This is a genomic window from Streptomyces sp. LE64 (assembly GCF_052606915.1).
The window spans coordinates 3,502,159-3,528,587 of record NZ_CP199708.1 but is presented as its reverse complement, the minus strand read 5'-3'; the positions used below and the strand labels follow the sequence as shown (position 1 = coordinate 3,528,587).

The window sequence follows — 26,429 nt, the reverse complement described above, 5'->3', positions numbered from 1 at the left end:
CGGAGGTGCGGGGGTGCGACGCCGGGGTGACCGTCGCCTAGTCGGACGGTACGACCGGCGGGGGTCGCGTCCGCCCGGGGGATCAGACGGGGCGCCGGGCGGCCAACAGGGCGTCGACCAGGGTGCGGTCGTGGGCGTGGGTGAGACGGGCGCGGGCCGCGTCGGGGGCGAGCCACAGCAGGTGGTCGACCTCGTCGTTGGGGACGAACTCGCCGTCCGTGGCCTCGGCCGCCCAGTAGTGGACCTCCTTGGGGCGGCCTGCCACCTCGTAGCGGACCGTGGGCAGCACCACGCCGGGCAGACAGGTGTGGCCGGTCTCCTCGGCGACCTCGCGCAGCGCGCCGGTCAGGGGGTCCTCACCGCGCTTCAGCTTGCCCTTGGGGTGGCTGTAGTCGTCGTAGCGGGGGCGGTGGACGAGGCACAGTTCGATGCCGTCCCCGCCCGGGGCCCGCCGCCACAGCACGCAGCCGGCCGCGCGGACCGTGCGGTCCGTGGGGTCGCCGCTCATCCTCCGGTCACCTCCCGGGTCCAGGCCCGCTGGAACGCGTAGCGGGCCGCCTCCACTTCGTGGCGCTGGTCGGCGTGGAGCACGCCGAGGACGTAGGCGGTGGCCGGGGCGATCCTCGGGGTGCCCGCCGCCGTCGCCGCGGCCTCGGCGGCCTCGGACGCGTCCCGGTGCCGGTCCAGGGCCTCGCCGGCGTGCAGCAGCCGGGTGTCCTCGGCCGGGTGGCCCGCGCCGTCCTGTCGGGCCAGCACCTCGCGAGCGTAGCGGTGCAGCCGCAGCAACTGCCGGACCCGGTGCCAGGGATCGTCCTGGGCGCGGGGCGAGGGGGCGGCGGCGAGGCCCTGCGCGTTGTACGGATGGCCCGCGGTGAGCAGCGGGAGCGCCCGGACAGCGTCCAGCAGCCGGGCCTCGGCCTCGGCGGCGAGCGGGTGCAACAGGTCGACGGGGACGCGGGCGGCCGGGGTGAGGGGCACGTCGCTGGCGAGGACGGCAACGTTGTCAGCGAGGGCGTGGAAGCGGGCGGAGCCGAAGGCGTCCAGGCCGGCCGAGTGGGCGCGGGTCCGGGCCAGGGTGAGTTGGCGTTCCAGCAGCGCGGCGGCCCGGGCGGCGCCGAGGGCGAGGCCCCTGGTCGGGTCGGCGGCGGAGGCCGGGGGCGGGACGGTCGCCGCGGCAGTGCGGGTGGCCCGCCGGGCGCCGGCGACGGTCCGGGCGGCCGCGGCGCCGGGGGCCGCGGCCGGGACGGCAGCCTCGCCGGAGAGCCGGGCCAGGGCGCCGAGCAGCCGTTCCAGGCGGTCGCCGTGGGCGTGCTCGCAGGCCAGGGTGCCGGAGAGCCAGGCGAGTTCGGTGCGCAGCTCGTCGGACCAGTCGTGGTCCAGCAGCGGGCGGAAGGTGTGCAGGGTGCCGCCGATGCGGCGGGCGGAGCGGCGCAGGTGCACCGCTGCCGCCCGGGCCGGGGCGGTGGTCCCGCCCGCCCCGGCACCGGCCTCGCGGTGCAGCCTCAGCGAGCGGAGGAAGTCCGTCGCGCGGCCCCGGAGATGGGCCGCGAGGACGTCCCCCGCCGAGGGCTGCACCGCGAGGTCAGGGTTTCGGTGTGCCACGCCTGCGCCTCCGGGCGTCGATGAGCATCTCCTGGACGTTCCGCAGCGGTTGGCCGTCCGCATCGGTGGCGTGCCGGGTCCACTCGCCGTCCGGCCCCAGGTGCCAGGAGCTGGTGGCGTCGGACATCCCGGTCTCCAGCAGCCGGTTCAGGGAGGCCCGGTGCGCGGGGTCGGTGACCCGGATCAGCGCTTCGATGCGACGGTCGAGGTTGCGGTGCATCATGTCGGCGCTGCCCAGCCACACCTCGGGCTCTCCCCCGTTGCCGAAGGCGAAGACCCGCGAGTGCTCCAGGAAGCGGCCGAGTACCGACCGTACCCGGATGTTCTCGGAGAGACCCGGCACGCCGGGGCGCACGGCGCAGATGCCGCGCACCCAGATGTCGACCGGCACGCCCGCCTGGGACGCCCGGTAGCAGGCGTCGATCAGGGCTTCGTCCACCATCGAGTTGACCTTGATGCGGACGTAGGCGGGTCGCCCGGAACGGTGATGCTGGACCTCCTTGTTGACGCGGGAGACCAGGCCGTCGCGGAGCGACTTGGGGGCGACCAGCAGCCGGCGGTAGGTCTCCCGGCGGGAGTACCCGGAGAGCCGGTTGAACAGGTCGGACAGGTCGGCGCCGACCTGGGAGTCGGCGGTGAGCACGCCGAGGTCCTCGTAGAGGCGGGCCGTCTTGGGGTGGTAGTTGCCGGTGCCGACGTGCGAGTAGCGGCGGAGCGTGTCGCCCTCCTGGCGGACCACCAGGGACAGCTTGCAGTGGGTCTTCAGCCCCACCAGCCCGTACACGACGTGACAGCCGGCCTCCTCCAGCTTGCGGGCCCACTTGATGTTGGCCTGCTCGTCGAAGCGGGCCTTGATCTCCACCAGGACGAGCACCTGCTTGCCGGACTCGGCCGCGTCTATCAGCGCGTCGACGATCGGGGAGTCGCCGGAGGTGCGGTACAGCGTCTGCTTGATGGCGAGGACGCCGGGGTCGGCGGCGGCCTGCTCCAGGAACGCCTGAACCGAGGTGGAGAAGCTGTCGTAGGGGTGGTGCAGCAGCACGTCCCGTTCCCGCAGCGCGGCGAAGATGTCGGGCGCGGAGGCGGTCTCCGCCTCGGAGAGGTCGCGGTGGGTGCCGGCGATGAACTTGGGGTACTTGAGTTCGGGCCGGTCAAGCGAGGAGATGCCGAAGAGGCCGGTGAGGTCCAGCGGGCCGGGCAGCGGGTACACCTCGGCCTCGCTGATCTTCAGCTCGCGCACCAGCAGGTCGAGGACGTAGCGGTCGATGGACTCCTCGACCTCCAACCGCACCGGGGGGCCGAAGCGGCGCCGCATCAGTTCCTTCTCCAGGGCCTGGAGGAGGTTCTCCGCGTCGTCCTCCTCGACCTCCAGGTCCTCGTTGCGGGTGAGCCGGAACATGTGGTGCTCCAGCACCTCCATGCCCGGGAAGAGTTCCTCCAGGTGCGCGGCGATGACGTCCTCGATCGGCACGTACCGCGAGGGCGATGCCTCCAGGAAGCGGGAGAGCAGCGGCGGCACCTTCACCCGGGCGAAGTGGCGGTGGCCGCTGACCGGGTTGCGGACCACGACCGCGAGGTTCAGCGAGAGGCCCGAGATGTACGGGAAGGGGTGCGCCGGGTCGACCGCCAGCGGCGTGAGCACCGGGAAGATCTGGTGCCGGAACAGGGTGAACAGGCGGGCCTGCTCCTTGTCGGTCAGCTCGCCCCAGCGGACCAGGTGGATGTCCTGTTCGGCGAGGGCGGGCGCCACGTCCTCCTGGTAGCAGGCGGCATGACGGGCCATCAGCTCGCGGGAGCGGGCCCAGATCATGTCCAGCACCTCGCGCGGCTGGAGGCCGGAGGCGGACCGGGTGGCGACCCCGGTGGCGATGCGGCGCTTCAGACCGGCGACCCGGACCATGAAGAACTCGTCCAGGTTGCTGGCGAAGATCGCGAGGAAGTTGGCACGCTCCAGCAGCGGCGTGTGGGGGTCCTCGGCGAGTTCGAGCACGCGCTCGTTGAAGGCGAGCCAGCTGCGTTCCCGGTCGAGGAACCTGCCCTGGGGGAGCCGGGCGCCTTCCGCGTCGTCGTCCTCGTAGTCGTCGAGGTCGGAGTCGATGTCCGGTTCCAGATCGGAAACGGCCGCGGAAACGGTGTGCGGACGGTGCGCCGCGATCGACCCCACGGAGGGCTGGGCGTGCTGGACCTGTGCCTGGGCGTCTGGCTGACTCATGTCCCCATTGTTCCGCCTCACCGGTCCGCGCGGCGCGTCGGAGCAGGTGGGAATTCGAACGGGCCTCCCGTTCACTTGCGGTGCGGGTACGGCGGGCTGCATTCCGCGAGCCTGACAAGAGCATCTGAATGCCCGGTTACGAGGACATGACGGGAACGTACGGAGCGGCCCCCGGGTGCCGCCCGTGACCCGCTTCCCGAGGGGAAAACGGGTCACCGGGCGGGCCCGGGGGCCTCGGCCTGGTCAGGGCCTTTCCGGTGCGGGCCGTGCGGGTGCCGCCCCGCACGGCCCGCCCCCCGTGCCGGGGCCCGGCCGTGCGGCCGGTGCGCCGGTGGTTCCGCGGCCGCGCGGCCTCAGAGTGCGAGTCGGCGCAGGGCCCGGAGGGCGAGCAGGACGAGCACCGCGGTGACGCCGAGCACCAGGGCCGTCTCGACCAGCTGGAGCGGCCAGAGGTGGGACGCCGGGTGGTACTCGACCCACTGGCCGACGTATCCGTTCTCGCGCAGGCACGCATGGCGCTCGTCCCAGTCGCGCGTGCACAGGTTGCCCGGCTGCGGCATGCGCTCCCCGGCGGAGGTGAGCAGCCCCCGTTCGGTCCAGGACGCGTCCCGCGGTGCGGCCCACGGCTGTCCGAACTGCCACTCGGCGCTCTTGGTGGGCCACAGGTCCATGCGGACCCGGTGGAACAAGGCGAGGAGCGCCCCGGTGGCGAGCGCGGCGAGGGCCATGGCCGGCAGCACCCGACGCAGCAGCAGCCCGGCCAGCACGCCGACCGCGAGGGCCAGCAGCAGGTAGGCGACCATGACGGGGCCGATCGCGTGGAAGGTGCCCACTCTGTCCCACGGCGCCGGCCACTGTTCACCGGTCGTCCGGGCGAACCGGAAGAGGCCCACCAGCACCGCGCCCGTCACCACGGCCACCGCGGCGAACAGGGCGAGCCGGCCGGTCAGCCAGCGGCGCGGGGTCTCGGCCTGGGTCCAGGCCAGCCGGAAGGTGCCGGACTCCAGTTCCCGGGCGACCAGCGGGCCGGCGGCGAGGACCGCGGCCAACAGCACCGGGACGAAGAACCAGAGGCCCGGGTCACCGCCGAGCAGGTTGTACCAGGACGAGGCTTCTTGGTAACCGAAGGTCGCCTCCCAGCAGGCCCGGTATTCGTCGAGCTGGTCCGGGGCGAACCCGTCCCGGTAGAAGCCCCGGCACCGTTCCCGGTCCGGCGCCAGCCGCTGCCACAGGTACAGCCCGAGGACGACCGCGGAGGCGAGCAGCAGCAGGATGCCGGTGGTGCGGACGGTGCCGCGGTGGACCAGGTGGGCGACGCGCAGCGAGGCGCGGAAGCCGGTGCCGGCGGGCGGGGCGGGGGTGGCGGGGCCGGTGCCCGCCGGGCGGGGCGGGGCGGCGGTGTCGGCGGCGCTCACGCGGCCACCTCCGTGCGGGTGCGGGCGTCCGGGGTGAGCAGGGCGGGGGCGTCCGGGGACCGCAGATGGGCGAGGAGGACGTCCTCCAGGGTGGGTTCCGTCGGCTCCCAGCCGGGTGGGAGGGGGCCGTCGGGGCGGATCAGGGCGCTGGTGCCGCGGCCGGTGGCCCGGGACTCCACGACGGTGTGGGCGGCCAGTTCCCCGGCCGCGCCGCGGCCGGTGACGTGGACGTGCGCGGCGACCAGGTCGTCGATGCCGCCGCCGAGCCGGACGCGGCCCTCGCTGACGAGGAGGAGGAAGTCGCAGGCGGTGGCCAGCTCGCCCAGGATGTGCGAGGACATCACCACGGTGGTGCCGTGCTCGGTGGCCTCGGCCAGCAGGGTGCCCATGAGCTGGTGGCGGGCGAGCGGGTCGAGGTCGGCCATCGGCTCGTCCAGGAGCAGCAGGTCGGGGCTGGTGGCGAGGGCCAGGGCCAGGGCGACCCGGGTGCGCTGGCCGCCGGAGAGGGACCGGACGCGGGCCCCGGACGGCAGGGCGCCTTCCCCGATCACGCGGCGGGCGAGCGGCCCGTCCCAGCGGCCCGGGTTCAGCTCGGCCCCCAGGCGCAGCGTCTCGTCCACGGTCAGCCGCGGGTACAGCGGCTTCTCCTGGGCGACGTAGGCGATGCGGGGGCGGGCGGCGGCCGGGGTGGCACCCAGCACACTCAGGGCGCCCTCGGTGGGGTGGCCGAGCCCGGCGGCGAGCGTGAGCAGGGTCGACTTGCCGGCGCCGTTGGGCCCGACGACGGCGCACACCCGCCCCGCGGGCAGCCGGAAGGTGCAGTTCCGTAGGGCCCAACCGGTGGCGGCCCCGGCGGTGCGGGCCCGGCGTCCGCCGTAGCGTTTGCCGAGGTCGGCCGCCTCGATGGCGGTCTCGGTCATGCGGTGTCCCCCTCGTGCGGCCGTGCCTGGTCGGACGGCCCGGTCGATGGTGGCGTCGTCGGCCCCTCGCCGGCGACGAAGTGCGCGTCCAGCACCGCGGCGAACAGGGCCGCGGCGTCCTCCCGGTCGAGCCCGGCGGCGCGGGCGCGCCGCGCCCAGGCGTCGAGTTCGGCGCGTAGGGGCGTGTCGGTGGCGCCGGCGCCGAGCGTGCGGCGCACGAAGGTGCCGAGCCCGCGCCGCGCCTCGACCAGACCCTCCCGTTCCAGCTCCCGGTACGCCTTGAGCACGGTGTTGGGGTTGATGGCGGTGGCGGCGACCACCTCGCGGGCCGTGGGCAGCCGGTCGCCCGGCTCCAGGAGTCCGAGGCGGAGCGCCTGTTTGGTCTGCTGGACGATCTGGACGTAGGTGGCGACGCCGCTGCGCCGGTCGATCCGGTACTCGACCACTCGGGACAACCACCCTTTCACTAATTGAGTAGTGAAAGGGTGTTGCAAGATCTCACCCGCGTCAAGCCGAACCTCCGACCACCCGCCTGACCTGCACGAACGCTCGGCCGATGAGCTTCACCCCGACGCCTCACGCACCTGCGCGCGGCGCCTTTATATCGGGCATACGCGGTTCTGTCGGGCTTCTCAGCTCGTCCTCAGACCGCTCTCATGCACCGTCGACACGCTCATGGACATGACCGAGAGCCCCCGCCGCGACGGCGGTCACCCCCAGCGCGACGACGAGCAGCGGTACCACGTCCACCCGGGCGGCGCCGCCCACCCGGCGCCCACGCCCCCGGCCTCCCACGAGCACCCGCACGCCCCCTCCTACGTCCCGCCCGACAGCGGGTACGGGGCCCCCGCCGCCCACGAGCACCCCGGGCACCCCGGGCACCCCGGGCACCCGCAGGCCCCGTACCCGGCCCGGCCGCCCGAGCCCCCCGGCGGCGCCCCCTACGGCACCGTCCAGGAGGGCGGCGCCCCCGCCCCGGTCGCCACGGTGCCCGCCGGAACGGGCCGCGAGCGGCGGGCCAGGCGGCCGATCGCCCTGCTCGCCGCCGTCGCCATCGTCGCCGCGGCCGTGGGCGGCGGCACGGCCTTCGGCATCCAGGAACTGACCGAGCGGCAGACCGCCTCCCCCTCCGTCCCGGCCAGCCCGGTCGCCTCCGGCGACAAGGGCACCGTCGCCGGCGTGGCCGCGGCCGTCACCCCCAGCACCGTCGAGATCAAGGCGTCCACCGGCTCGGGCGGCTCCACCGGCTCGGGCGTGATCATCACCTCGGACGGCGAGATCGTCACCAACAACCACGTGGTCTCCGGCGCCTCCGCCGTCCAGGTGAAGACCAGCGACGGCGAGCAGCACACCGCCGACGTCATCGGCACCGACAGCAGGAAGGACCTCGCCCTGATCAAGCTCCGCGACGCCGCCGGGCTCAAGGCCGCCGCCCTCGGCGACTCCGACCGGGTCGAGGTCGGCCAGGAAGTCGTCGCGATCGGCTCGCCCGAGGGCCTCACCGGGACCGTGACCAGCGGCATCGTCTCCGCCCTCAACCGGGACGTCACCGTCGGCAGCGACCAGGACCGGCCCCGGCAGCCCGGCGGCAACTGGCCGTTCGAGTTCGGCGGCCAGGAGTTCAACGGGGACACCGGCACCGCCACCACCACCTACAAGGCGATCCAGACCGACGCCTCCCTCAACCCCGGCAACTCCGGCGGCGCGCTGATCGACATGAACGGGCGGGTCATCGGCATCAACTCGGCGATGTACAGCGCGAGCGCCGCCAGCGGCGGCGCGGCCGGCAGCGTGGGCCTCGGCTTCGCCGTCCCGATCGGCACGGTGAAGGACGACCTGCCTGCCCTGCGCGCCGGGACGAAGGGCTGACCCGCCCCGTACCGTGAGCCACGGACCCCGCCCCGCAGCGAGCGCCACCCGAACCCCGACCCCGCACCCTCCCGGAGCCGCACCGATGAACCCCGCCCCCGAAGGCGAGCCGCAGCGCGTCCTGATCGTCGACGACGACCCAGCCGTACGCGAAGCCCTCCAGCGCAGCCTCGTCTTCGAGGGGTACGCGACGGAGGTCGCCGTCGACGGGGCGGACGCCCTGGACCGGGTGGCGGCGACCCGGCCCCACCTGATCGTCCTGGACGTCCAGATGCCGCGCATGGACGGCCTGACCGCGGCCCGCCGCATCCGGGCCGCCGGCAACCTGGTGCCGATCCTGATGCTGACCGCGCGCGACACCGTCGGCGACCGGGTCACCGGACTCGACGCGGGCGCCGACGACTACCTCGTGAAACCCTTCGAGCTGGACGAACTCTTCGCCCGCGTCCGGGCCCTGCTGCGGCGCAGTTCCTACGCCACCGCCACCGGACAGGCCCCGCAGGACGACGTCCTCTCCTTCGGCGACCTGCGCATGGACCTCGCCACCCGCGAGGTCACCCGGGGCGGGCGGGCGGTGGTGCTCACCCGCACCGAGTTCACCCTGCTGGAGATGTTCCTCACCCACCCGCGCCAGGTCCTCACCCGCGAACAGATCCTCAAGGCCGTGTGGGGCTTCGACTTCGAGCCGACCTCCAACTCCCTCGACGTGTACGTGATGTACCTGCGTCGCAAGACCGAGGCGGCCGGGGAGCCCCGGCTGGTGCACACCGTGCGCGGCGTGGGGTACGTCCTGCGGTCCCACGGCCCGGAAGGCACCGCGTGAGCGCGGACCACCCAGCACCGCCCCCGACCCCACCCGCCGGCGCGGGGGACGGCGCGCGCCCGCGCGCGGCGGGACGACTGCGCCGGCTCCCGCTGCGCTCCCGCCTCGCGCTGCTGGTCGCCGCCACGGTGGCGCTGGCCGTCGCCGCCGTCGCGGTCGCCAGTTGGTTCGTGGTGCGCAGCACGCTCATCGTCTCCATGGAGAAGTCGCTGGTCGCCAACCGGCCCGCGGCCCAGTCCGTGCGCAACACGGTGGACATGGCGAACCTGGTGCAGAGCCAGCCCACCAACCGGTGCTCCCCGTACCCGCCGGGGACCGGGCCCAGTTGGCCGGGGGCGGTCCTCCAGATCGTCTACGTGGACGGCTCCACCTGCCTGATCTTCGGCGAGTCCCCGCTCTCCGCGACCGCCTCGGACCGGGAGGTCGCCCAGGGCGCCCTGAGCCAGGTCTTCCACACCGTCAGCGACTCCGAAGGCCGCGAGTACCGCGTCCTCACCTACCGGATCCCTGGCGAGCCCTACGCGGCGACCATCGCCCGCCCGCTCTCCGAGATCGACGACACCCTCTCCCACCTCACCCTCGTCCTGTTCCTCACCGCCGCGGTCGGGGTCATCGTCTCCGGCGTCACCGGAACCCTGGTGGCCCGCACCGGGCTGCGCCCGGTCGACCAGCTCACCCGGACCGTGGAGCACGTGGCCCGCACCGAGGACCTGACGGTGCGCATCCCGGTGGAGGGCGACGACGAGATCGCCCGGCTGTCCCGGTCGTTCAACGCGATGACCGCCGCCCTCGCCTCCTCCCGGGAACTCCAGCAACAGCTCATCGCCGACGCGGGCCACGAACTGCGCACCCCGCTGACCTCGCTGCGCACCAACATCGAACTGCTCGCCCGCAGCGAGGAGACCGGCCGCGCCCTGCCCCCGGCCGACCGGGCGGCGCTGCTCGCCTCGGTGAAGGCCCAGATGACGGAACTCGCGGCGCTCATCGGCGACCTCCAGGAACTGTCCCGCCCGGACGGCGGACGCCGCGTCCAGGTGCTCGCCCTGCACGACCTGGTCGAACTGGCCCTGCGCCGGGCCCGGTTGCGCGGCCCGGAGCTGACGATCACCTCCGACCTCACTCCCTGGTACGTGCGCGGGGAGCCGGCCGCCCTGGAACGGGCGGTCGTCAACGTCCTGGACAACGCGGTGAAGTTCTCGCCGCCCGCCGGGGAGATCACGGTGGTCCTGCGCGCGGGCGAGCTCTCGGTCCGGGACCACGGACCGGGCATCGAGGCCGAGGACCTCCCGTACGTCTTCGACCGGTTCTGGCGCTCCCCGTCCGCCCGCTCGCTGCCCGGCTCCGGACTGGGGCTGTCGATCGTGGCCCGCACCGTCGAGCAGTCCGGCGGCGCCGTGCGCCTGTGCCGCGCGGACGGCGGCGGCACCCTGGTCACCGTCCGGCTGCCGGGCGCCCCCACCCCGCCCCCGCAGGGACTCACCGGCGAGGGCTGACCTGCGGAAAGGGGGTGGCACGGAACAGGCTGGGCCTGTCCCGCGCCACCCCCTCCCGGGAGTGACCTGCGGTTACTTCACCACGGTGATGCGGTCGGCCGCCGGCGGGGCCAGCGGGGCGGTGGCCGAGGAGTTGGCCGCGAAGTAGTCGGTCAGGGCCTTCAGGTCGTCACCGCCGACCAGCATGTTCCGGCCCTTGCCCAGCTCCGTGAAGCCGTCGCCGCCGCCGGTGAGGAAGTTGTTCAGCACCACCCGGTAGGTGGCGTTCGGGTCCAGCGGGGCCCCGTTCAAGCGGATCGAGTCGGCGGGGACGCGGTCCGCGCCGGCCTTCGTCAGGTCCAGCGTGTAGGTGAGGCCCGCGGACACCTGGAGGATGCGGGGCGAGGCCGTGTTGGAGCCGCTGACCTGCTGCTTCAGCGCGGTGACCAGCTGGGCGCCGGTCAGGTCGACCAGGTTCACCGTGTTGCCGAACGGCTGCACCGTGAACGCCTCGCCGTAGGTGACGACCCCGTCGCCCTCGGCGCCGCTCGCCGCGTACGTGAGGTCCGAACGGATGCCGCCCGGGTTCATCAGCGCCACCACGGCCTTCGGGTCCAGGGACTTGCCCTGGGCGAGCTGGGCGTCCGCGATCAGGTCGCCGAGCGGGGTTTCGAGCGCCGTCGAACCGCGGCCCGGCAGGTCGCCCGAGATGTGGCCGACGGGGCGGTTGGCGATCGGGGCGGCCAGCTTGTTCCACCGGTCGATCAGCCGCGTCATGTCGGGGGCCTTCGGCCGGTCCCGCCGCACCACGTGGTTGGCCGACTTCACGCTGGTGCGCACGATGTCCTTGGTGCGCCGGTCGTAGGTGAGCGTGGTCTCGGTGTAGAGCCGTCCGAAGGAGGCCGCCGAGGTCACCGTGCGCGGCTTGCCCGAGGGGTCCGGGATGGAGCAGGCGTACGGCTGGTGGGTGTGGCCCGTCACCAGCGCGTCCACCTGCGGGGAGACGGCCTTGGCGATGTCCACGATCGGGCCGGAGATGCCGTCGCCCGCCCCCGGCGAGTCGCAGTCGTAGTTGTACGAGGTGGAGGCCGGGTAGCCGCCCTCGTGGATCACCGCGACGATCGACTTCACGCCCTGGCGCTCCAGCGCCTTGGTGTACTTGTTGATGGTCTCGACCTCGTCGTGGAACTTCAGGCCCTTGATGCCGTCCGCCGAGACGACGTCCGGGGTGCCCTCCAGGGTGAGCCCGATGAACCCGATCTTGACGCCCTTCTCCTTCCACACCCAGTAGGGCGGCAGGACCGGGCGGCCGTTCTTCTCGTACGTCACGTTCGCCGCGAGGTACGGGAAGTCGGCGCCCTCGAACTTCCGCTTGGGCTCGAAGCACCCGGCGGTGGGGTGGCAGCCGCCGCGCTGGATGCGCTGGAGTTCCGTCAGCCCCTCGTCGAACTCGTGGTTGCCGACGCCCGCGACGTCGAGGTCCAGCTCGTTCAGCGCCTCGACGGTGGGCTCGTCGTGGAACAGCCCGGAGAGCATCGGGCTGCCGCCGATCAGGTCGCCCGCCGCGGTCGTCACCGAGTACGGGTGACCCTTCCGGGCCGTGCGCAGGGCGGTGGCCAGGTACTCGACGCCACCGGCGTCGACCTGCTTGGTGGTCCCGTCCTGCTGACGCTCCGTCACCCTCCCGGAGGACCCGGACGGGGGCTCCAGGTGACCGTGCAGGTCGTTGAAGGACAGCAACTGGACGTCGACGGTGCGGGAGGAGCTGCCGTGGCCCTGCCCCCGGTGGTCGTCGCTCTCGCCCCGACCGGAGTCGGCGGCGGCGGGAAGGGCCGCGGTCAGCGCGCCGGCGGTGGCTGCGGCGGCCACCGCGGCGAGGATGCGGATGGTGCGCCTGGAATGGATCGGCTGGGTTCGCACGGGCCCCCCTGGGTGGGTGCGGGATGTCGGTGACACGTCGGGGGAACTCTAGGGTCAACGCGCGTAGCGCAACAGGGGGTGAGGGTCACGGAGTGGTTGCGGGAGGCGGTCGTTGCCGCCGGCGGCGACACCGGGCGACCCGACCGCCCCCGACGGCACTCCTCCCCCGCCCCGCCCGCCGGGTCCCGACCCCTTCCCCGGCCCGGGACGTAGGGTCGAGGGCATGACGAGTGAGACTGTTCCCGTGGGAGGGCCGCTCCGGCGGATCGAGACCTTGACCGCGCTCACCGCCGAGCAGGCGGACGCCGTGCTGGAGCTGATCGCGCGGGCCGCGCGGGAGGACGGCCAGCCCGCCGTGTCCGAGCAGGGCCGGCTCCAGTTGCGGGGCGGCGCCCGGGACGGGGTGAGCCATCTGCTGCTGCTCGTGGGCGAGGCCCTCGTCGGCTACGCGCAGTTGGAGGACACCGACCCGGTCGAGGCCCCCGCCGCCGAGCTGCTGGTGCACCCCGAGCACCGCGGCCGGGGCCACGGGCGGGCCCTGGGCACCGCCCTGCTCGCCGCCTCCGGCAAGCGGCTGCGGGTCTGGGCGCACGGCGGCCACGCCGCCGCCCGCCACCTCGCCCAGGTCCTGGGCCTCAGCCTGTTCCGCGAACTGCGCCAGATGCGGCGCCCGTTGACCGACCTGGACCTACCGGAGCCGGTGTGGCCCGAGGGCGTCACGGTGCGGACCTTCGTCCCCGGGCAGGACGACGCGGCCTGGCTCGCGGTCAACGCCGCCGCCTTCGCCCACCACCCCGAGCAGGGCTCGCTGACCTCCCGCGACCTGGACGCCCGCAAGGCCGAACCCTGGTTCGACCCGGCCGGCTTCTTCCTCGCCGAGCGCGCGGGCGAACTCGTCGGCTTCCACTGGACGAAGGTCCATGCCGAGGAGAGCCTCGGCGAGGTGTACGTGGTGGGCGTGGCGCCCGACGCGCAGGGCGGCGGCCTCGGCAAGGCGCTCACCACCGTCGGGCTGCGCCACCTGGCGCGCACCGGGACGCCGACCGCGATGCTCTACGTCGACGCCGACAACACCGCCGCGGTGAAGGTGTACGAGCGCCTGGGCTTCACCGTCCACGAGACGGACCTGATGTACCGCGCGGAGTCCTGAGCGGGCCCGCGGGCGCGGGGCCGGCGGCTCAGTGGCAGCCGCAGGACCGCCGGACGACCAGGCGGGACGGGAAGAGCTTGAGTCGTTCCCGCCGGGAGCCCGGCACCCGCAGCGCGTCGTCGAGGACCAGGTCCACCGCGGCGCGGGCCATCGCGGGGCGGTCGGAGGCGACGGTGGTCAGCGGCGGGTCGGTGAGCGCGGCCTCCTTCACGTCGTCGAACCCGGCGACGGCCAGTTCGCCGGGGACGTCGATGCGCAGCTCCCGCGCGGCCCGCAGCACCCCGATGGCCTGGTCGTCGGTGGCGCAGACGATCGCCGGCGGCCGGTCGGGGCCGGCCAGCAGGTCGAGGGCGACCCGGTAGGCGTCGTAGCGGTTGTAGGGGGCCTCGAAGAGCCGTCCCTCGATGGAGCGGCCGGCCTCCGCCATGGCCCGGCGCCACCCCTCGACGTGGTCGGTGACCGGGTCGCCCACGACCGGGGTCTCCTCCACACCGCCGAGGCAGGCGACGTACGGGTGGCCGTGCTCCAACAGGTGCCGGGTGACGAGTTGGGCGCCGCCGACGTCGTCGATCACCACCGCCACGTCCTCGATCGCCTCGGGCCTGCGGTGCAGCAGCACCACCCGGGCGTCCCAGGCGTCGATCTCGGCGGCGGCGGTCTCGCTGGGGCCCTGGCTGACCAGGATCAGACCGGAGACGCGCATTCCGAGGAACGCGCGCAGGTAGTGCACCTCGCGTTCGTCGAGGTAGTCGGAGTTGCCGACGAGGACCATCTTGCCGCGCTCCGCGGCGGCCTGCTCCACGGCGTGGGTCATCTCGGCGAAGAAGGGCTGCCGGGCGTCCGGGACGATCATGCCTATCAGGTCCGTGCGCCGCGAGGCCATCGCCTGGGCGACCCGGTCCGGGCGGTACCCGAGCTCCTTGATCGCGGCGAGCACCCGTTCCCGGGTGGCCGGGGCGACCGGCCGGGGTCCGTTGTTGATCACATAGCTGACGACCGCGGTCGACGTACCCGCCAGTCGCGCCACATCGTCCCGAGTCACCTTGGCCACGCGCGGAGTCTACGCGGAGAGAGCCCCGTTTGAGCAGGTCCGTCCGCCCTCTGGGACCCCCCGGTTATCCGAGGGCAACCCGACGGTGACCCGCACCGCCGGGCGGGGCGTCACCCCTGCGCCCGACGGCCCGCGGCACCGACCGCCGGGGCCGCCCGGCCCGTGCCGCCCCGGGTCCCGCCGCCGCGCTCGTCCTGCTTCTCCTGCTTGTCGCGGCCCTCGTGGCGTTCGGGCTTCTCCGGGATGACGAAGCGGTACCCGACGTTCCGGACGGTCCCGATCAGGGACTCGTGCTCGGGCCCCAGCTTGGCGCGCAGCCGCCGCACGTGGACGTCGACGGTCCGGGTGCCCCCGAAGTAGTCGTACCCCCACACCTCCTGGAGGAGCTGCGCCCGGGTGAACACCCGCCCGGGGTGCTGCGCCAGGTACTTCAGCAGCTCGAACTCCTTGAAGGTGAGGTCCAGCACCCGCCCCTTGAGCTTGGCGCTGTAGGTCGCCTCGTCCACCGAGAGGTCGCCGTTGCGGATCTCCATCGGGGAGTCGTCGATCCCGCCCTGTTGACGGCCCAGGGCCAGCCGCAGCCGGGCCTCGACCTCGGCGGGCCCCGCGGTGTCGAGGAGGACGTCGTCCACCCCCCAGTCCGCGGTGACGGCGGCGAGCCCGCCCTCGGTGACCACCAGCAGCAGCGGACAGCCGGGACCGGTGGAGCGCAGCAACTGGCACAGGCTGCGCACCTGCGGCAGGTCGCGGCGCCCGTCCACCAGGATCACGTCGGCCCCGGGGGTGTCGACCAGGGCCGGCCCCTCGGCGGGGGCCACCCGGACGTTGTGCAGCAGCAGGCCCAGCGCCGGCAGGACCTCCGCGGACGGTTGGAGGGCGTTGGTCAGGAGCAGCAGGGAACTCATCGCGCCCCACCCGCCCGGGTCGCTCGTTCTTCCTGTGCGGTTCGCTCGCCCATAACGTCGGTTCCTCCTCGGTCCCCGCGAGGACGTTCACGGCACTGCTTCGGACTGGTACTCGTCCTGCGTCCACGGCTCCGACGGTGGTCTGCGGTGCCACCGCCGGCCGGACCCGGTGCCGCCGCGCCGCGTCGTCGCCGCACCGCTGCACCGGCCGGTTCCGGAGTCGTATACAACGCCCCGGAAAGCGCAAAAGGACTCGGAGGCTGCATCGCCCGAGTCCTTCCCCAGCAGAATAGCCCACCCGTCCGCCGCCCGGGCGGCGCCGACGGAGGTCGTGGTGTGCCGCTGCTCACGGCCCCGCGCCGGCCGGCGCGCCCGCCCGCGGCCCGGCCGCCCCGGCGCGAGCACCCGCGCCGGGGCGCTCCCGGGGAGCGGAAGGAGCCCTCCGGCACGGCATGATGGGGCGGGTACGACCTGTACGAACAGGACTCCGGAGGGCGAGAAGACATGGCGAGGGGGACGATCCGCTACTGGGCCGCGGCGAAGGCCGCCGCCGGGGTGGCGGAGGAACCGTTCGACGCCGGGAACCTGGCCGAGGCACTGGCCGGCGCCCGGCAGCGCCACCCCGGGGAGTTGGTACGGGTGCTGGACCGCAGTTCCTTCCTCGTCGACGGCGAATCCGTCGGCGCCCGGGGGCACGAGACGGTCCGACTGACCGAGGGCGGCACGGTCGAGGTGCTCCCGCCGTTCGCAGGAGGGTGACCCCAGCACGATGCCTGACCAGTCAGACCGCCGCCCGTTCCCGCCCCAGCAACCCCACCACCCCGACCCCTCCCACGGCCACCCGCCGTACCGGGAGCACCCCGGGCCCGAGGGTCACCACGCGCCGCAGTACCCCGCGCACCCCGAGCCCCCGCAGCAGCACCCCCAGCACCAGCAGCACGCGCCGTACCCGGGGGCGCCGCAGCAGCACCCCGACCCGTACGCCCAGCACCAGGCGCACCAGCAGTACCCGGAGTATCAGCAGCCCGCCCAGCAGTACGGGGCCCCGCACGCCCACCAGCACCACCCGGGCCAGGTGAACCACCCCGGGTACGCCGGACACCCGGGCCCCCCGGACCACACCACCGGCGCGGGTCACCCGGGCACGGGCCACCCGGGCTTCGCGGAGCCGCCGCGGGACGAGGGCCCGCAGACCCAGCAGTGGCAGGCACCGACCTGGGAGACCCAGCTCCAACCCCCAATCCAGGCGGCGGCCCCGGCTCCCGCCCCGGCGGTCGCCCCCGCCGCGCCCGCCCCGGCGTACGGCCCGCCGCAGACCTACGGCCGCGGCACCCACGCCCCGCAGCCCGCCCCGACCGCGGTCCCGCCCGGGGCGGCGAACGGGACGACGAACGGAACGACCGGCGGGACGGCCACCGGAGGAACGACCGGCGGGCCTGCGCACGGTGCCGCCGACCCGGCCGCGCCGCCCGCGGAGCCGCAGTACGCGACCGCCGCCGAGCGCGCCCGGGCGGAGGGCCGGCCGCAGATCCTGGAGCCGGGGCTCCAGCCCGCGGCGCTCACCGCGGTGCTCGCCCTGCTGCTCGCCGGCGCGGCAGCCGTGCACGAGTACGCCCTGTTCGTCCCGGTGGCCCTGCTCCAGGCGGTGACCGCGGCGGGCTGGTTCCGGCTCAACGGCATGTGGCCCGCCCGGCAGGGCATCGCCCTGGCCTTCCTGGGCGGGCTGGTCGCCGACGTGACCCTGCTCGCGGCGGGGCGCGGGCACGCGACCACCGCGGTGCTCGGCACCCTCGGGGTGTGGGTGCTGTTGTCGGTGGTGCTGACCCTGCGCAGCCGGGCACACGCCGACGAGCGGTTGTACGGGCTGATGGTGCAGGTGGTGTCGGCCGCGCTCGCGGTGGTGGCCGCCGGACACCTGGCCGCGGCCTCGGACGCGGCGGTCGTCGGCGCGCTGGCCGTGGCCGGGGCGGTCCTGGTGCGGGCACTGCCGCTGCCCACCCCGGCGTCGGTGGTCGCCGCGCTGGTGGCCGCGGCCGGCGGCGGATTGCTCGCCGGCGGGCTGACGGACCTGGGCGGCGGGGACGGCGCCCTGCTCGGGCTCGCCGCCGGGGCCGCGGCCCTGATCGGGCACCGGGCGGCCAGCTACGACTACCCGTCGCGGTTCGTCCACCTGACCGCGGGAGTGGCGCTGCCGCTGGCAGCGGCGGCCCCGGTGGTGCAGTTCCTGGGGAACGCGCTCGGCTGAGCCGCCGCCCCCGGGCCGGCCGGACGCCGTGTGTCACAAGCCCGTTCGACTACCGCCGCCTCCCCCGTCCACAGCCTGTGGACGGGGTTAGGCTCGCGGTCCAGGGTCTTTCGTTCGGATCTGGCTGGATCAGGGAGCCCCCGCGAGCCCGGCAGGACCCGAACGAGAGGCCCCACGTCCGATGCCGTCCGATGCCGTGGGGGGAAACCACCGGTCATGCGCGCTCTGCGAATACTCCTGATCATCGCCGTCGTCCTGGGCGGCCTGTTCGTCGCCGCCGACCGGGTGGCCGTGTACCTCGCCGAGGACGAGGCGGCGGCGCGGGTGCGCTCCAGCGAGGGGCTGACCAGCACCCCCGAGGTCTCGATCAACGGCTTCCCGTTCCTCACCCAGCTCGCCGGCGGCACCCTGGACGAGGTGGAGGTGACGATCGACGACTACGACGCCAATGCGGGCACCGGCAGCGGGCGGGGCGCCACGCCGGTCCGGATCGAGAAGCTGACCGCGACCATGTCGGACGTCGAGTTCACCGGTGACTTCGCCTCCGCGACCGCCGGCCGGGCCAGCGGCACGGCGCTCGTCTCCTACCCCGAACTCCTCAAGGCCGCGCAGGTCGAGCCGGTGGAGCCGATCCCGGGCGTGACCGCGCAGGTCGTGCAGTTGTCCGACGGGGGCGACGGCAAGGTCGCGGTGCACGTGGAGCTGACCGCCGGGGGCGTGAAGTCCAAGCTCCCGCCCGTCAACGCCTCCCTGGTCGTGCGCAACGGCGAGATCGCGGTGCAGGCCGACAAGCTGCCGAACGTCGGCATCCCGATCCCGGAGGAGACGATCCGCAAGGTCACCGACTTCCGCCAGCGGATCAGCGATCTGCCCGCCGGGGTGGAGCTGGACGCGGTCGAGGCCGCCGAGGACGGGGTGGACCTCCTCCTGAAGGGTTCGAACGTCCGCCTCGTCGGGTAGGCGCTGTTGCGGAGCCCGTACGGGGCACTCCACCCCTGGAGTCCACAGTGCGAGACGGCGAAGTCCGTACCGCAGATGCGCTCCCCCCGGAAGCCGGACCGGGCTCCGCCGGGACGGCCCGCGAGGGCACGCTCATCCCATAATCCGGATGATCCCGTCTCGACATGTGAAACATCGGTGACACGGTCGGCCGCGGCTACCTACGATCGTCCTCATGCAGTGCTATGCGAGCGGTCTCCGTCACCGGGGACGGGCGGATCTGACGAAGCGGCGGGCAGTCGACCTGTGCCGCGTCGCCGCCATGCTCTGTCGCGCTGTCTGAGCGGACCCGCGGCCCCCGGTCATCGACCCCGACGAACCGCGCCGCCCCGCTTCCCGAGGCCGCCCCAGGCGGCCTGTTCCACCGGGCCGCGCGCCCCGCACCGCCCGGACCACCGGGCACCGCACCGCACGCCGCCCGTACTTCACGTGAGCCCCGCCGCAACTGCCCCGGAGGAGAACGAACATGAGCCGCAGCGACGTCCTGGTCGACGCCGACTGGGTCGAGGCCAACCTCGACAACCCGAAGGTCGTCATCGTCGAGGTCGACGAAGACGCCTCGGCGTACGACACGAACCACATCAAGAACGCCATCAAGATCGACTGGCAGCAGGACCTCCAGGACCCGGTCCGCCGCGACTTCGTCGACCAGGCCGGCTTCGAGAAGCTGCTCTCCGAGCGCGGCATCGCCAACGACGACACCGTCGTCCTCTACGGCGGCAACAACAACTGGTTCGCCTCGTACGCCTACTGGTACTTCAAGCTGTACGGCCACGACTCCGTCAAGCTGCTCGACGGCGGCCGCAAGAAGTGGGAGCTCGACGCACGCGACCTGGTCGCCGAGGTCCCGCAGCGCCCGGCCACCTCGTACCAGGCCAAGGCCCAGGACAGCTCGATCCGTGCCTTCCGCGACGACGTGGTCGCCGCGATCGGCGTGCAGAACCTGGTCGACGTGCGCTCCCCCGACGAGTTCTCGGGCAAGCTGCTCGCCCCGGCCCACCTCCCCCAGGAGCAGTCGCAGCGCCCCGGCCACGTGCCGAGCGCCCGCAGCATCCCGTGGTCGAAGAACGCCAACGACGACGGCACCTTCAAGTCGGACGACGAGCTGAAGGCCCTGTACGAGGACGAGCAGGTGGACCTCAGCAAGGACACCATCGCGTACTGCCGCATCGGTGAGCGTTCCGCCCTGACCTGGTTCGTGCTGCACGAGCTGCTCGGCGTGACCAACGTCAAGAACTACGACGGCTCGTGGACCGAGTACGGCTCCCTCGTCGGCGTGCCGATCGAGCTCGGCCCCGCCAAGTAACCCCGCCCCACGGCCAATCAGGAGACGCAAACATGTGTGGAGCTAAGGTCGGCGGCCCCGACGCCTCGACGATCAAGCCCGGTGAGACCACCATCCAGGGCCAGGTGACCCGCGACGGCGAGCCCGTCACCGGGTACGTCCGCCTGCTCGACTCGACCGGCGAGTTCACCGCCGAGGTCCCCACCTCGGCCACCGGTCAGTTCCGCTTCTACGCCGCCGAGGGCACGTGGACCCTCCGCGCCCTGGTCCCCGGCGCCACCGCGGACCGCACGGTCGTCGCCCAGACCGGCGGCCTCGCCGAGGTCGCGATCGCCCTCTGACGACGCGCGACGCGAAAGCGGCCCGGAGGGCCGTACCCCAGGGGGTTGGACGCCACTGGACCTGGGTACGGCCCTCCGGGCTTTCGCGTCGCGGCCGGGCCGGGCAGGACCCCCGGACGTACGCTGGAAGCATGTACGCACGCAGGCGGCATGTGTACTTCGCCATGATGGGCACGTGCGTGGTGCTCTTCGTCCTGGCCTGGTCGGTGGTGCGCCTGTGGTCGGTTCCCGCGGCCGTCGTCATGTGCCTGGTCGCCATGGTGATCCCGCCGGTGGCCGCCGTGATCGCCAACCGCCGCGGCCCCGAAGACCGTTGGTGGGACGCACCGTCCGGTGACCCCAAGTCCGACGACTGGTGGGACGAGCTCGACGGCAAGCGCTGAGCCCGCCCCCGTACACGGTCAGTACACCAGCGCCTGCGCCCCGTCCGCCACCGCCTCCTGCACGAACACCTGCGCCCCCGCGATCCGGACCCCGTCCAGCACGTCGTCCTGGGTGATGTCCCGGCGCGCCGCGCACTGGGTGCACAGGGTGACCGTGCCCCCGGCCAGCACCCCCTCGATCAGCTCGGGCAGCGGCGCCGCGTGCGGCAACTCGAACTCGGCGGCCCGGCCGGGCAGCGCGAACCACGCCGACTCCCCGGTCAGCCACAGCGAGACCTCCACCCCGCTGGCCACGGCCACCGCCGCCACCGTGAACGCCTGCGAGCACCGTTCGGGTGCGTCCGCCCCCGCCGTCACCTTGATCACGAGCTTCTTCGCCATGCCCCGAATCGTAATCGTGCACCCCACAACCATGTACGGGTCCCGGCCGTCTCCCTGGCACCGAACCGATCTTCAGGAGACACCCCCGTGGAACCCCCGAGACCCGACGAGGAGCCCTCCGGCCCGCCCGACCGCCGCCGCGGCAGGACCGCCCTGCCGCTCCTCGCCACCGCGGCGGCGCTCGGCCTCCTCGCCGGCACCTGCGTCGGCTACCTGGTCCAGGCCGACCGCGCCCCCACCCCGCTCGCCCCGCTCTCCCAGCCGGTCGTCCCGGCCGCGGCCACCGGCGCCGACGCCCCGACCGACCCGCCCGACCGCGCCGACGGCGACCTGCGCAAGCTGCTGCTGCCCGTGCCGCGGGGGGCCGTGCCCACCTTGTCCGAGCGGGGCTGGCTGCCCCTCGAAGAGCACGTGGCCCGCTACGGCGTGCCCGCCGAACGGCTCGACGAACTGGTCCGGTTCGACTTCCGCAGGTCGGCCGCGACCAGTTGGCACCTCGACGACCGCACCGTCCACATCCGACTCGACCAGTACCACAAGGGCCCGGGGTACGAGCTGCCCCGGATCACGGGCTTCGCCCGCTTCGAGACGGAGCAGGCGACGGGGACCGTCGGAACGCCGCTGCCCGGGTCGGCCAACGGCACCGTGCACGCGGCCACCGAGCCCGAACCGGGCGGAGGCCCACCGGTGTACGCCAGCGAGGCCCACGCATGGCGCGGTGACGTGGCCCTGCACATCGTGGTGACGAGCAGCACCCCGCTCCCCGTCCGGGAGATCACGGAACTGGCGCGACGACAGGTGGCACGACTGTGAACGGCACCGACCCGGCAGCGGGACGCCGACGCCCCCGACGGCTCGTCGCCCTCGCCCTGACCTGCACGACCGTGGCCGTGGTCGGAGTCACCGGCACGGTGGTGGCCGCTGCCGAGCGCACCCCGCCCACGCCCGTCTGGTCGTTCGCGGAGAGCCGCCAGGAACCCGGCGAGCGCCCCGGCGAACTCGCCGAACTCCTCGTGCCGTACGACGATTACGACCACAGCTACGGACCCGGTCCCGACGCCCTCGGTTGGGACTACGACGGCGAATTCAGTGACAGCGATCTGAAGAAACGATTCGTCGAGACGGCGGGGGGCTCGGGCCTCTCCCGGGAGGACCTGGGACGGGCCTTCGCCCACGGCGGCCCCCGTGCCATGGCTGTGCGGAGCTACGCCCGCGAACACGGCGGGCAGGGCACCGTCGTCACGACGGTGCTGATGCGCATGCGGAGCGAACAGCACGCCCGCGCCACGGCCCGGGCCGTCGGCGAGCAGCTCGACGCCCGGAAGGACCTCCGCCCCGGACCGACCCCCGAAGGGCGCCCCGGCATCCGCTGCTACCGGGTCCCGTCGCTCCCTGAACTCCCGGACCGGGGGCCGGACCGAAACCGGGTGGAGCAGTTGGAGTGCCTGGCCCCGGTCGGCGACGTGCTGATGACCGCCGATGTGTACGCAGCCCCCGTGGAACAGCTCCACCTCGCCCTCCTCGGGGAACAATTCGACCGCCTCGCCCGACGGGGGGAGCCCGCATGACGATCGACCACGAGATCGCGGACGACACCACCGCGGTCCCCGCCGAGGACGACCGGCCGCCCGCCCGGGAGCGCCGGGCGGCACTGATCCGCTGGGCGGCGGCGGCCCTGGTGTTCGCCGCCGCGGCCACCGGGAGCGGCTTCGCCCTCCTCGGGGCCGACCGCACCGACCTGCCCGGGCTGGCGACCGCGGCCGACGGCCGGTGGGAGTACCCGACGATCCGGCGACCCGCCCTGCCCGAGGGCGCTCCCGGGCCGTTCGCGGAAACCAACCCGGCCGCCGTCCACCACGCGGCCCTGCGGAAGCTGCTGCTGCCGGCGCCCCGGGGCTCGGCGCCCGACCCGACCCTGCGCAGCCGCGACGGCTGGGTGTCCCCCGGTGACTTCGCCCGTCTCTTCGCCCGCTCCGAAGCCCGCGACGCCGTACCACGACACCTCGCCGACTACGCGGTACGCCGGATCGCCGCCCGGGGCTGGACCACACCGGACGGCACCCGCACCCACGTTTACCTGCTGCGGTTCCGCAGCGCGGGCGCGGCCGAGTCCTGGCGGCTCGAACACGGCTGGCGCAACACCGGTCCCCATCACCCACTCCGGGGCGTCACCACCATGCAGTGGGACCAGGACTACCCCAAAGCGGCCCAGGTGAAGAACGTCCCCGCACACCTCTTCACGGAGGTCGCGCCCCACGGCCGCGAACACACCCGCCTCGCCTTCCTGGAGGCCGGTGACCTCGTCGGACTGGTGGTCCAGTCCCGCGCGGGCGGGGTCCCTGACGTCCCGTTCCTCCAGACCGTCACGCTCCAGAGTCAGCTACTCGGCTGACCTCACCGCGAGGGCCGGGCCCCCGCCCACTAAACTGGGGCCCGGCCCGGTACCGCCGGTACCGCCCGACCGCCCATCGAGGAGCACCCCGTGGTCATCTTTTTCGAAGTTCTTCTCGCCCTCGTCTGCGTCGGCGTCCTCGCCTTCGCGGGGCTCACCGTGAAGAAGCTGTACCAGGGCCAGCGCTGATCACCTAGGAATTCCCGCTCATGATCGAGATCCCGTCCGACCTGCACAAGGACCTCGTCCCGCTCGCCTTCCTCCTCGGGAACTGGGCGGGCGCGGGCGTCACCGACTTCCCCGGGGCCGAGAAGGCCAACTTCGGACAGGAGGTCACCTTCGGTCACGACGGACGGGACTTCCTGGAGTACCACTCGCGCACCTGGATCCTCGACCACGACGGCAACAAGGTGAAGCCGTTGGAGACCGAGTCCGGCTTCTGGCGCATCGACGCGGACCGGAAGGTCGAGGTGACCATGGTCCGCGACGACGGCGTCGTCGAGGTCTGGTACGGCGAGCTGGCCGACAAGAAGCCGCAGATCGACCTGGTCACCGACGCCGTGGCGCGCACCGGAGCCTCCGGCCCCTACACCGGCGGCAAGCGGCTGTACGGCTACGTCAAGAGCGACCTGATGTGGGTCGGCGAGAAGCAGACGCCCGAGGTCCCGCTGCGCCCCTACATGTCGGCGCACCTGAAGAAGGTCGTCACCCCCGAAGACGTCGCCAACTGGGCGAAGGACCTCGGCGACCTCCCCGACGACGGCATCGCCTTCTTCCGCTAGGCCGCACCCCCGCCCGACCCCGAGGCCCCCGGCGCGACGCACCCACGCGCGCCGGGGGCTTCCGGCGTTCGGCGGCCCGGCCGGTCACGGAACGGCAGGAATCCGTCGCCCCGCCCCGGCCCGGCCCCCTCCTGCCTACACTGGTCGGGTGGTGAGCACCGACTGGAAGGCCGACCTGCGCCGGCGCGGCTACCGGCTGACGCCGCAGCGGCAGCTGGTACTGGAGGCCGTGGACGCGCTGGAGCACGGGACGCCCGACGACATCCTCTGCGAGGTGCGTCGTACGGCGTCCGGGGTGAACATCTCCACCGTGTACCGGACCCTGGAGCTCCTGGAGGAGCTGGGGCTGGTCAGCCACGCCCACCTGGGCCACGGGGCGCCCTCGTACCACCTCGCCGACCGGCACCACCACCTGCACCTGGTGTGCCGGGACTGTTCGGGCGTGATCGAGGCGGACGTCTCCGTCGCGGACGGGTTCACCGCCGAGCTGCGGGACGCCTTCGACTTCGACACCGACCTGAAGCACTTCGCGATCTTCGGCCGCTGCGGCGCCTGTCGCCGCGCCCCCCGGGACACCGGTGCGGGCGCCGACGAGCCGGCCGGGACCGGGGCCGGGGAATGAACGGCGCCCGCGCCGGGTCGTACCCTGAGTGGATATGAAGAGCCCTCTGCTGTCGCTGCCCGGTGCCGTCCCCGCCGAGGGGGTGGACGAAGGCGTCGCGGGCCACTACGGCGAGCTGTACCTCGAACAGCGCGCCCTGGCCGAGGGCACCGGATTCGTGGACCTCTCGCACCGCGGCGTGCTCACCGTCACCGGTGAGGACCGGCTGAGCTGGCTGCACCTGCTGGTCACCCAGCACGTCAGCGACCTGCCACCGCACCGGGCGACCGAGGCGCTGGTGCTCTCCGCCAACGGGCACATCGAGCACGCGCTGTACCTCGTCGACGACGGCACCACGGTGTGGGCGCACGTCGAGCCCGGCACCCAGGGGGCGCTGCTCGCCTACCTGGAGTCGATGAAGTTCTTCTACCGGGTCGAGGTGGCCGACCGCACCGACGAGTTCGCCGTGGTGCACCTGCCCGCCGGCTCCATCGCCACCGTCCCCGAGGGCGTGACCGTCCGCGAGGCACCGCACGGGCGGGACCTGTTCCTGCCCCGCGCCGAGCTGGCCGGGCTCGCCCCCGACGGACCCTACGGCCCCCCCGCGGGGCTCCTCGCCCACGAGGCGCTGCGCGTCGAGGGGCACCGGCCGCGGGTCGGCTTCGAGACCGACCACCGGACCATCCCGCACGAGCTGGGGTGGATCGGCACCGCCGTGCACCTCCAGAAGGGCTGCTACCGGGGGCAGGAGACGGTCGCCCGGGTGCAGAACCTCGGCAAGCCGCCGCGCCGGCTGGTCTTCCTCCACCTCGACGGCAGCGAGGTGCACCTGCCGCCCCGGGGCACCGAGCTGCGGCTCGCCGCGGACGGGCCGGAGGGCCGCGCCGTCGGCTTCCTGACCACCTCGGTCCGCCACCACGAGCTGGGCCCGGTCGCGTTGGCGCTGGTCAAGCGGAACGTGCCGGTGGACGCGGACCTCCTCGCGGACGGGACCTCCGCCGCGCAGGAGACCGTCGTCGAGCCCTGAGCCCGCCGGGGCGTCAGACCTCCAGCAGCACGGTGAACGGCCCGTCGTTCGTCAGGGACACCCGCATCGACGCCCCGAAGCGGCCGGTGGCCACCTCGGCGCCCAACCGGCGCAACTGCTCCACCACCTCGTCCACCAGCGGTTCGGCCACCTCGCCGGGCGCCGCCGCGTTCCAGGTGGGCCGGCGGCCCTTGCGGGCGTCCCCGTAGAGCGTGAACTGGCTGATCACCAACAGCGGGGCGCCGGTGTCCGAGCAGGAGCGTTCCCCGGCCAGGACGCGCAGCGTCCACAGCTTGCGGGCCAGGCGGGCCGCGTGCTCCGGGGTGTCCTGGTGGGTCACCCCCACCAGGACGCACAGCCCCTCCCCGGCGATCTCCCCGACCGTCTCGTCCCCGACCACGACGGCCGCCCCGTCCACCCGCTGCACCACTGCTCGCATCCCGCCATCATCCCTCCCCGCCCACCGCCCGGGGACGCCCGTGCCCCCGTCCGTGCCCCCGCCACGCCGCCGCGTGTTCCCACGCCCGTCCGGAGGCACCCGCATGCTCCCGAACCCCCCATCCGGGGCCGATCGGGGGCACTCGGTCACATAGCGCCCACTCGGGGTGGCACGATGCTCCCAGCGGTAGGCCGCACCGGTCGAGGGGACGGTAA

General features: G+C 73.8%; 28 protein-coding genes. 17 read left to right on the top strand and 11 right to left on the bottom strand.

Annotated features, from left to right (window positions below):
* Positions 1 to 82: 82 nt before the first annotated feature.
* The 6 genes from ACSMX9_RS15990 to ACSMX9_RS15965 all read right to left on the bottom strand — a co-directional run bounded on the left by ACSMX9_RS15990 (position 83) and on the right by ACSMX9_RS15965 (position 6,595).
* Complete coding sequence (locus ACSMX9_RS15990; RefSeq protein ID WP_445394788.1) at positions 83 to 508, bottom strand: NUDIX hydrolase; 426 nt, start codon at positions 506 to 508, stop codon at positions 83 to 85.
* On the bottom strand, positions 505 to 1,602 hold the full coding sequence (locus ACSMX9_RS15985; protein WP_445394787.1) for a CHAD domain-containing protein: 1,098 nt from the start codon (positions 1,600 to 1,602) through the stop codon (positions 505 to 507). Before ACSMX9_RS15985 ends, ACSMX9_RS15990 begins: the two co-directional genes overlap by 4 nt.
* Entirely contained in the window at positions 1,583 to 3,814 is a 2,232-nt protein-coding gene (locus ACSMX9_RS15980) for an RNA degradosome polyphosphate kinase (RefSeq protein WP_445394786.1), read from the bottom strand. The genes ACSMX9_RS15985 and ACSMX9_RS15980 overlap by 20 nt, the downstream gene beginning before the upstream one ends.
* Before the next feature lie 353 nt (positions 3,815 to 4,167).
* Positions 4,168 to 5,229: a hypothetical protein gene (locus tag ACSMX9_RS15975; protein ID WP_445394785.1), complete on the bottom strand. Its 1,062-nt coding sequence runs from the start codon at positions 5,227 to 5,229 to the stop codon at positions 4,168 to 4,170.
* Positions 5,226 to 6,149 (bottom strand): ABC transporter ATP-binding protein, encoded by a 924-nt coding sequence (locus tag ACSMX9_RS15970; protein ID WP_445394784.1) that lies wholly within the window; start codon positions 6,147 to 6,149, stop codon positions 5,226 to 5,228. Before ACSMX9_RS15970 ends, ACSMX9_RS15975 begins: the two co-directional genes overlap by 4 nt.
* A complete protein-coding gene (locus ACSMX9_RS15965) occupies positions 6,146 to 6,595 on the bottom strand; it encodes a GntR family transcriptional regulator (protein WP_445403003.1) in 450 nt (149 codons plus the stop codon). The genes ACSMX9_RS15970 and ACSMX9_RS15965 overlap by 4 nt, the downstream gene beginning before the upstream one ends.
* Before the next feature lie 235 nt (positions 6,596 to 6,830).
* Here ACSMX9_RS15965 and ACSMX9_RS15960 point away from each other — a divergent pair, with 235 nt between their 5' ends.
* The 3 genes from ACSMX9_RS15960 to ACSMX9_RS15950 all read left to right on the top strand — a co-directional run bounded on the left by ACSMX9_RS15960 (position 6,831) and on the right by ACSMX9_RS15950 (position 10,334).
* Entirely contained in the window at positions 6,831 to 8,018 is a 1,188-nt protein-coding gene (locus ACSMX9_RS15960) for a S1C family serine protease (protein ID WP_445394783.1), read from the top strand.
* Between the two features lie 85 nt (positions 8,019 to 8,103).
* On the top strand, positions 8,104 to 8,841 hold the full coding sequence (locus ACSMX9_RS15955; protein WP_445394782.1) for a response regulator transcription factor: 738 nt from the start codon (positions 8,104 to 8,106) through the stop codon (positions 8,839 to 8,841).
* Positions 8,842 to 8,918: 77 nt separating this feature from the next.
* Positions 8,919 to 10,334 (top strand): sensor histidine kinase, encoded by a 1,416-nt coding sequence (locus tag ACSMX9_RS15950; RefSeq protein ID WP_445403002.1) that lies wholly within the window; start codon positions 8,919 to 8,921, stop codon positions 10,332 to 10,334.
* A gap of 72 nt (positions 10,335 to 10,406) precedes the next feature.
* Here the strand turns inward: ACSMX9_RS15950 and ACSMX9_RS15945 are convergent, their stop codons facing one another.
* Positions 10,407 to 12,233: a bifunctional metallophosphatase/5'-nucleotidase gene (locus ACSMX9_RS15945; protein ID WP_445394781.1), complete on the bottom strand. Its 1,827-nt coding sequence runs from the start codon at positions 12,231 to 12,233 to the stop codon at positions 10,407 to 10,409.
* Between the two features lie 223 nt (positions 12,234 to 12,456).
* Here ACSMX9_RS15945 and mshD point away from each other — a divergent pair, with 223 nt between their 5' ends.
* Entirely contained in the window at positions 12,457 to 13,383 is a 927-nt protein-coding gene (gene mshD, locus ACSMX9_RS15940) for a mycothiol synthase (protein ID WP_445394780.1), read from the top strand.
* Positions 13,384 to 13,411: 28 nt separating this feature from the next.
* Here the strand turns inward: mshD and ACSMX9_RS15935 are convergent, their stop codons facing one another.
* Both ACSMX9_RS15935 and ACSMX9_RS15930 read right to left on the bottom strand, forming a co-directional pair.
* Positions 13,412 to 14,434, bottom strand: coding sequence for a LacI family DNA-binding transcriptional regulator (locus ACSMX9_RS15935; RefSeq protein WP_351246331.1), 1,023 nt, complete (start codon positions 14,432 to 14,434; stop codon positions 13,412 to 13,414).
* Between the two features lie 110 nt (positions 14,435 to 14,544).
* Positions 14,545 to 15,339, bottom strand: a complete 795-nt coding sequence (locus ACSMX9_RS15930) for a response regulator transcription factor (protein ID WP_351246333.1) — start codon at positions 15,337 to 15,339, stop codon at positions 14,545 to 14,547.
* 504 nt (positions 15,340 to 15,843) lie between these two features.
* Between ACSMX9_RS15930 and ACSMX9_RS15925 the strand changes: the two genes are divergently transcribed.
* The 7 genes from ACSMX9_RS15925 to ACSMX9_RS15895 all read left to right on the top strand — a co-directional run bounded on the left by ACSMX9_RS15925 (position 15,844) and on the right by ACSMX9_RS15895 (position 20,592).
* Positions 15,844 to 16,098, top strand: coding sequence for a MoaD/ThiS family protein (locus tag ACSMX9_RS15925; protein ID WP_366114261.1), 255 nt, complete (start codon positions 15,844 to 15,846; stop codon positions 16,096 to 16,098).
* Positions 16,099 to 16,108: 10 nt separating this feature from the next.
* Positions 16,109 to 17,584 carry a hypothetical protein gene (locus tag ACSMX9_RS15920; RefSeq protein WP_445394779.1) on the top strand — a complete coding sequence of 492 codons (1,476 nt, stop codon included), beginning with the start codon at positions 16,109 to 16,111 and terminating at the stop codon, positions 17,582 to 17,584.
* Positions 17,585 to 17,800: 216 nt separating this feature from the next.
* A complete protein-coding gene (locus ACSMX9_RS15915; RefSeq protein ID WP_445394778.1) occupies positions 17,801 to 18,544 on the top strand; it encodes an LmeA family phospholipid-binding protein in 744 nt (247 codons plus the stop codon).
* 214 nt (positions 18,545 to 18,758) lie between these two features.
* Positions 18,759 to 18,866, top strand: coding sequence for a putative leader peptide (locus tag ACSMX9_RS15910; protein ID WP_351246341.1), 108 nt, complete (start codon positions 18,759 to 18,761; stop codon positions 18,864 to 18,866).
* A 183-nt stretch (positions 18,867 to 19,049) separates the two neighbouring features.
* The gene (locus ACSMX9_RS15905) at positions 19,050 to 19,889 is read left to right on the top strand and encodes a sulfurtransferase (protein ID WP_445394777.1); all 840 of its coding nucleotides are present in this window, start codon (positions 19,050 to 19,052) and stop codon (positions 19,887 to 19,889) included.
* 32 nt (positions 19,890 to 19,921) lie between these two features.
* Positions 19,922 to 20,209 carry a DUF1416 domain-containing protein gene (locus tag ACSMX9_RS15900; RefSeq protein ID WP_351246345.1) on the top strand — a complete coding sequence of 96 codons (288 nt, stop codon included), beginning with the start codon at positions 19,922 to 19,924 and terminating at the stop codon, positions 20,207 to 20,209.
* Between the two features lie 131 nt (positions 20,210 to 20,340).
* Positions 20,341 to 20,592 carry a DUF3099 domain-containing protein gene (locus tag ACSMX9_RS15895; protein ID WP_445394776.1) on the top strand — a complete coding sequence of 84 codons (252 nt, stop codon included), beginning with the start codon at positions 20,341 to 20,343 and terminating at the stop codon, positions 20,590 to 20,592.
* Between the two features lie 18 nt (positions 20,593 to 20,610).
* Here ACSMX9_RS15895 and ACSMX9_RS15890 read toward each other — a convergent pair whose 3' ends face one another.
* Complete coding sequence (locus tag ACSMX9_RS15890) at positions 20,611 to 20,973, bottom strand: DsrE family protein (protein WP_445394775.1); 363 nt, start codon at positions 20,971 to 20,973, stop codon at positions 20,611 to 20,613.
* Between the two features lie 87 nt (positions 20,974 to 21,060).
* Between ACSMX9_RS15890 and ACSMX9_RS15885 the strand changes: the two genes are divergently transcribed.
* The 6 genes from ACSMX9_RS15885 (at position 21,061) to ygfZ (ending at position 25,775) form a co-directional block, all read left to right on the top strand.
* Positions 21,061 to 21,786, top strand: a complete 726-nt coding sequence (locus ACSMX9_RS15885; RefSeq protein ID WP_445394774.1) for a hypothetical protein — start codon at positions 21,061 to 21,063, stop codon at positions 21,784 to 21,786.
* Positions 21,783 to 22,541: a hypothetical protein gene (locus ACSMX9_RS15880; protein ID WP_445394773.1), complete on the top strand. Its 759-nt coding sequence runs from the start codon at positions 21,783 to 21,785 to the stop codon at positions 22,539 to 22,541. Before ACSMX9_RS15885 ends, ACSMX9_RS15880 begins: the two co-directional genes overlap by 4 nt.
* Positions 22,538 to 23,365, top strand: coding sequence for a hypothetical protein (locus tag ACSMX9_RS15875; RefSeq protein WP_445394772.1), 828 nt, complete (start codon positions 22,538 to 22,540; stop codon positions 23,363 to 23,365). Before ACSMX9_RS15880 ends, ACSMX9_RS15875 begins: the two co-directional genes overlap by 4 nt.
* A 209-nt stretch (positions 23,366 to 23,574) precedes the next feature.
* Positions 23,575 to 24,147, top strand: a complete 573-nt coding sequence (locus ACSMX9_RS15870) for an FABP family protein (protein WP_445394771.1) — start codon at positions 23,575 to 23,577, stop codon at positions 24,145 to 24,147.
* 148 nt (positions 24,148 to 24,295) lie between these two features.
* A complete protein-coding gene (locus tag ACSMX9_RS15865) occupies positions 24,296 to 24,769 on the top strand; it encodes a Fur family transcriptional regulator (protein WP_445394770.1) in 474 nt (157 codons plus the stop codon).
* 34 nt (positions 24,770 to 24,803) lie between these two features.
* Positions 24,804 to 25,775: a CAF17-like 4Fe-4S cluster assembly/insertion protein YgfZ gene (ygfZ, locus tag ACSMX9_RS15860; RefSeq protein WP_445394769.1), complete on the top strand. Its 972-nt coding sequence runs from the start codon at positions 24,804 to 24,806 to the stop codon at positions 25,773 to 25,775.
* A 13-nt stretch (positions 25,776 to 25,788) separates the two neighbouring features.
* Here ygfZ and dtd read toward each other — a convergent pair whose 3' ends face one another.
* The gene (dtd, locus tag ACSMX9_RS15855; RefSeq protein WP_351246370.1) at positions 25,789 to 26,214 is read right to left on the bottom strand and encodes a D-aminoacyl-tRNA deacylase; all 426 of its coding nucleotides are present in this window, start codon (positions 26,212 to 26,214) and stop codon (positions 25,789 to 25,791) included.
* Positions 26,215 to 26,429 lie beyond the last annotated feature (215 nt).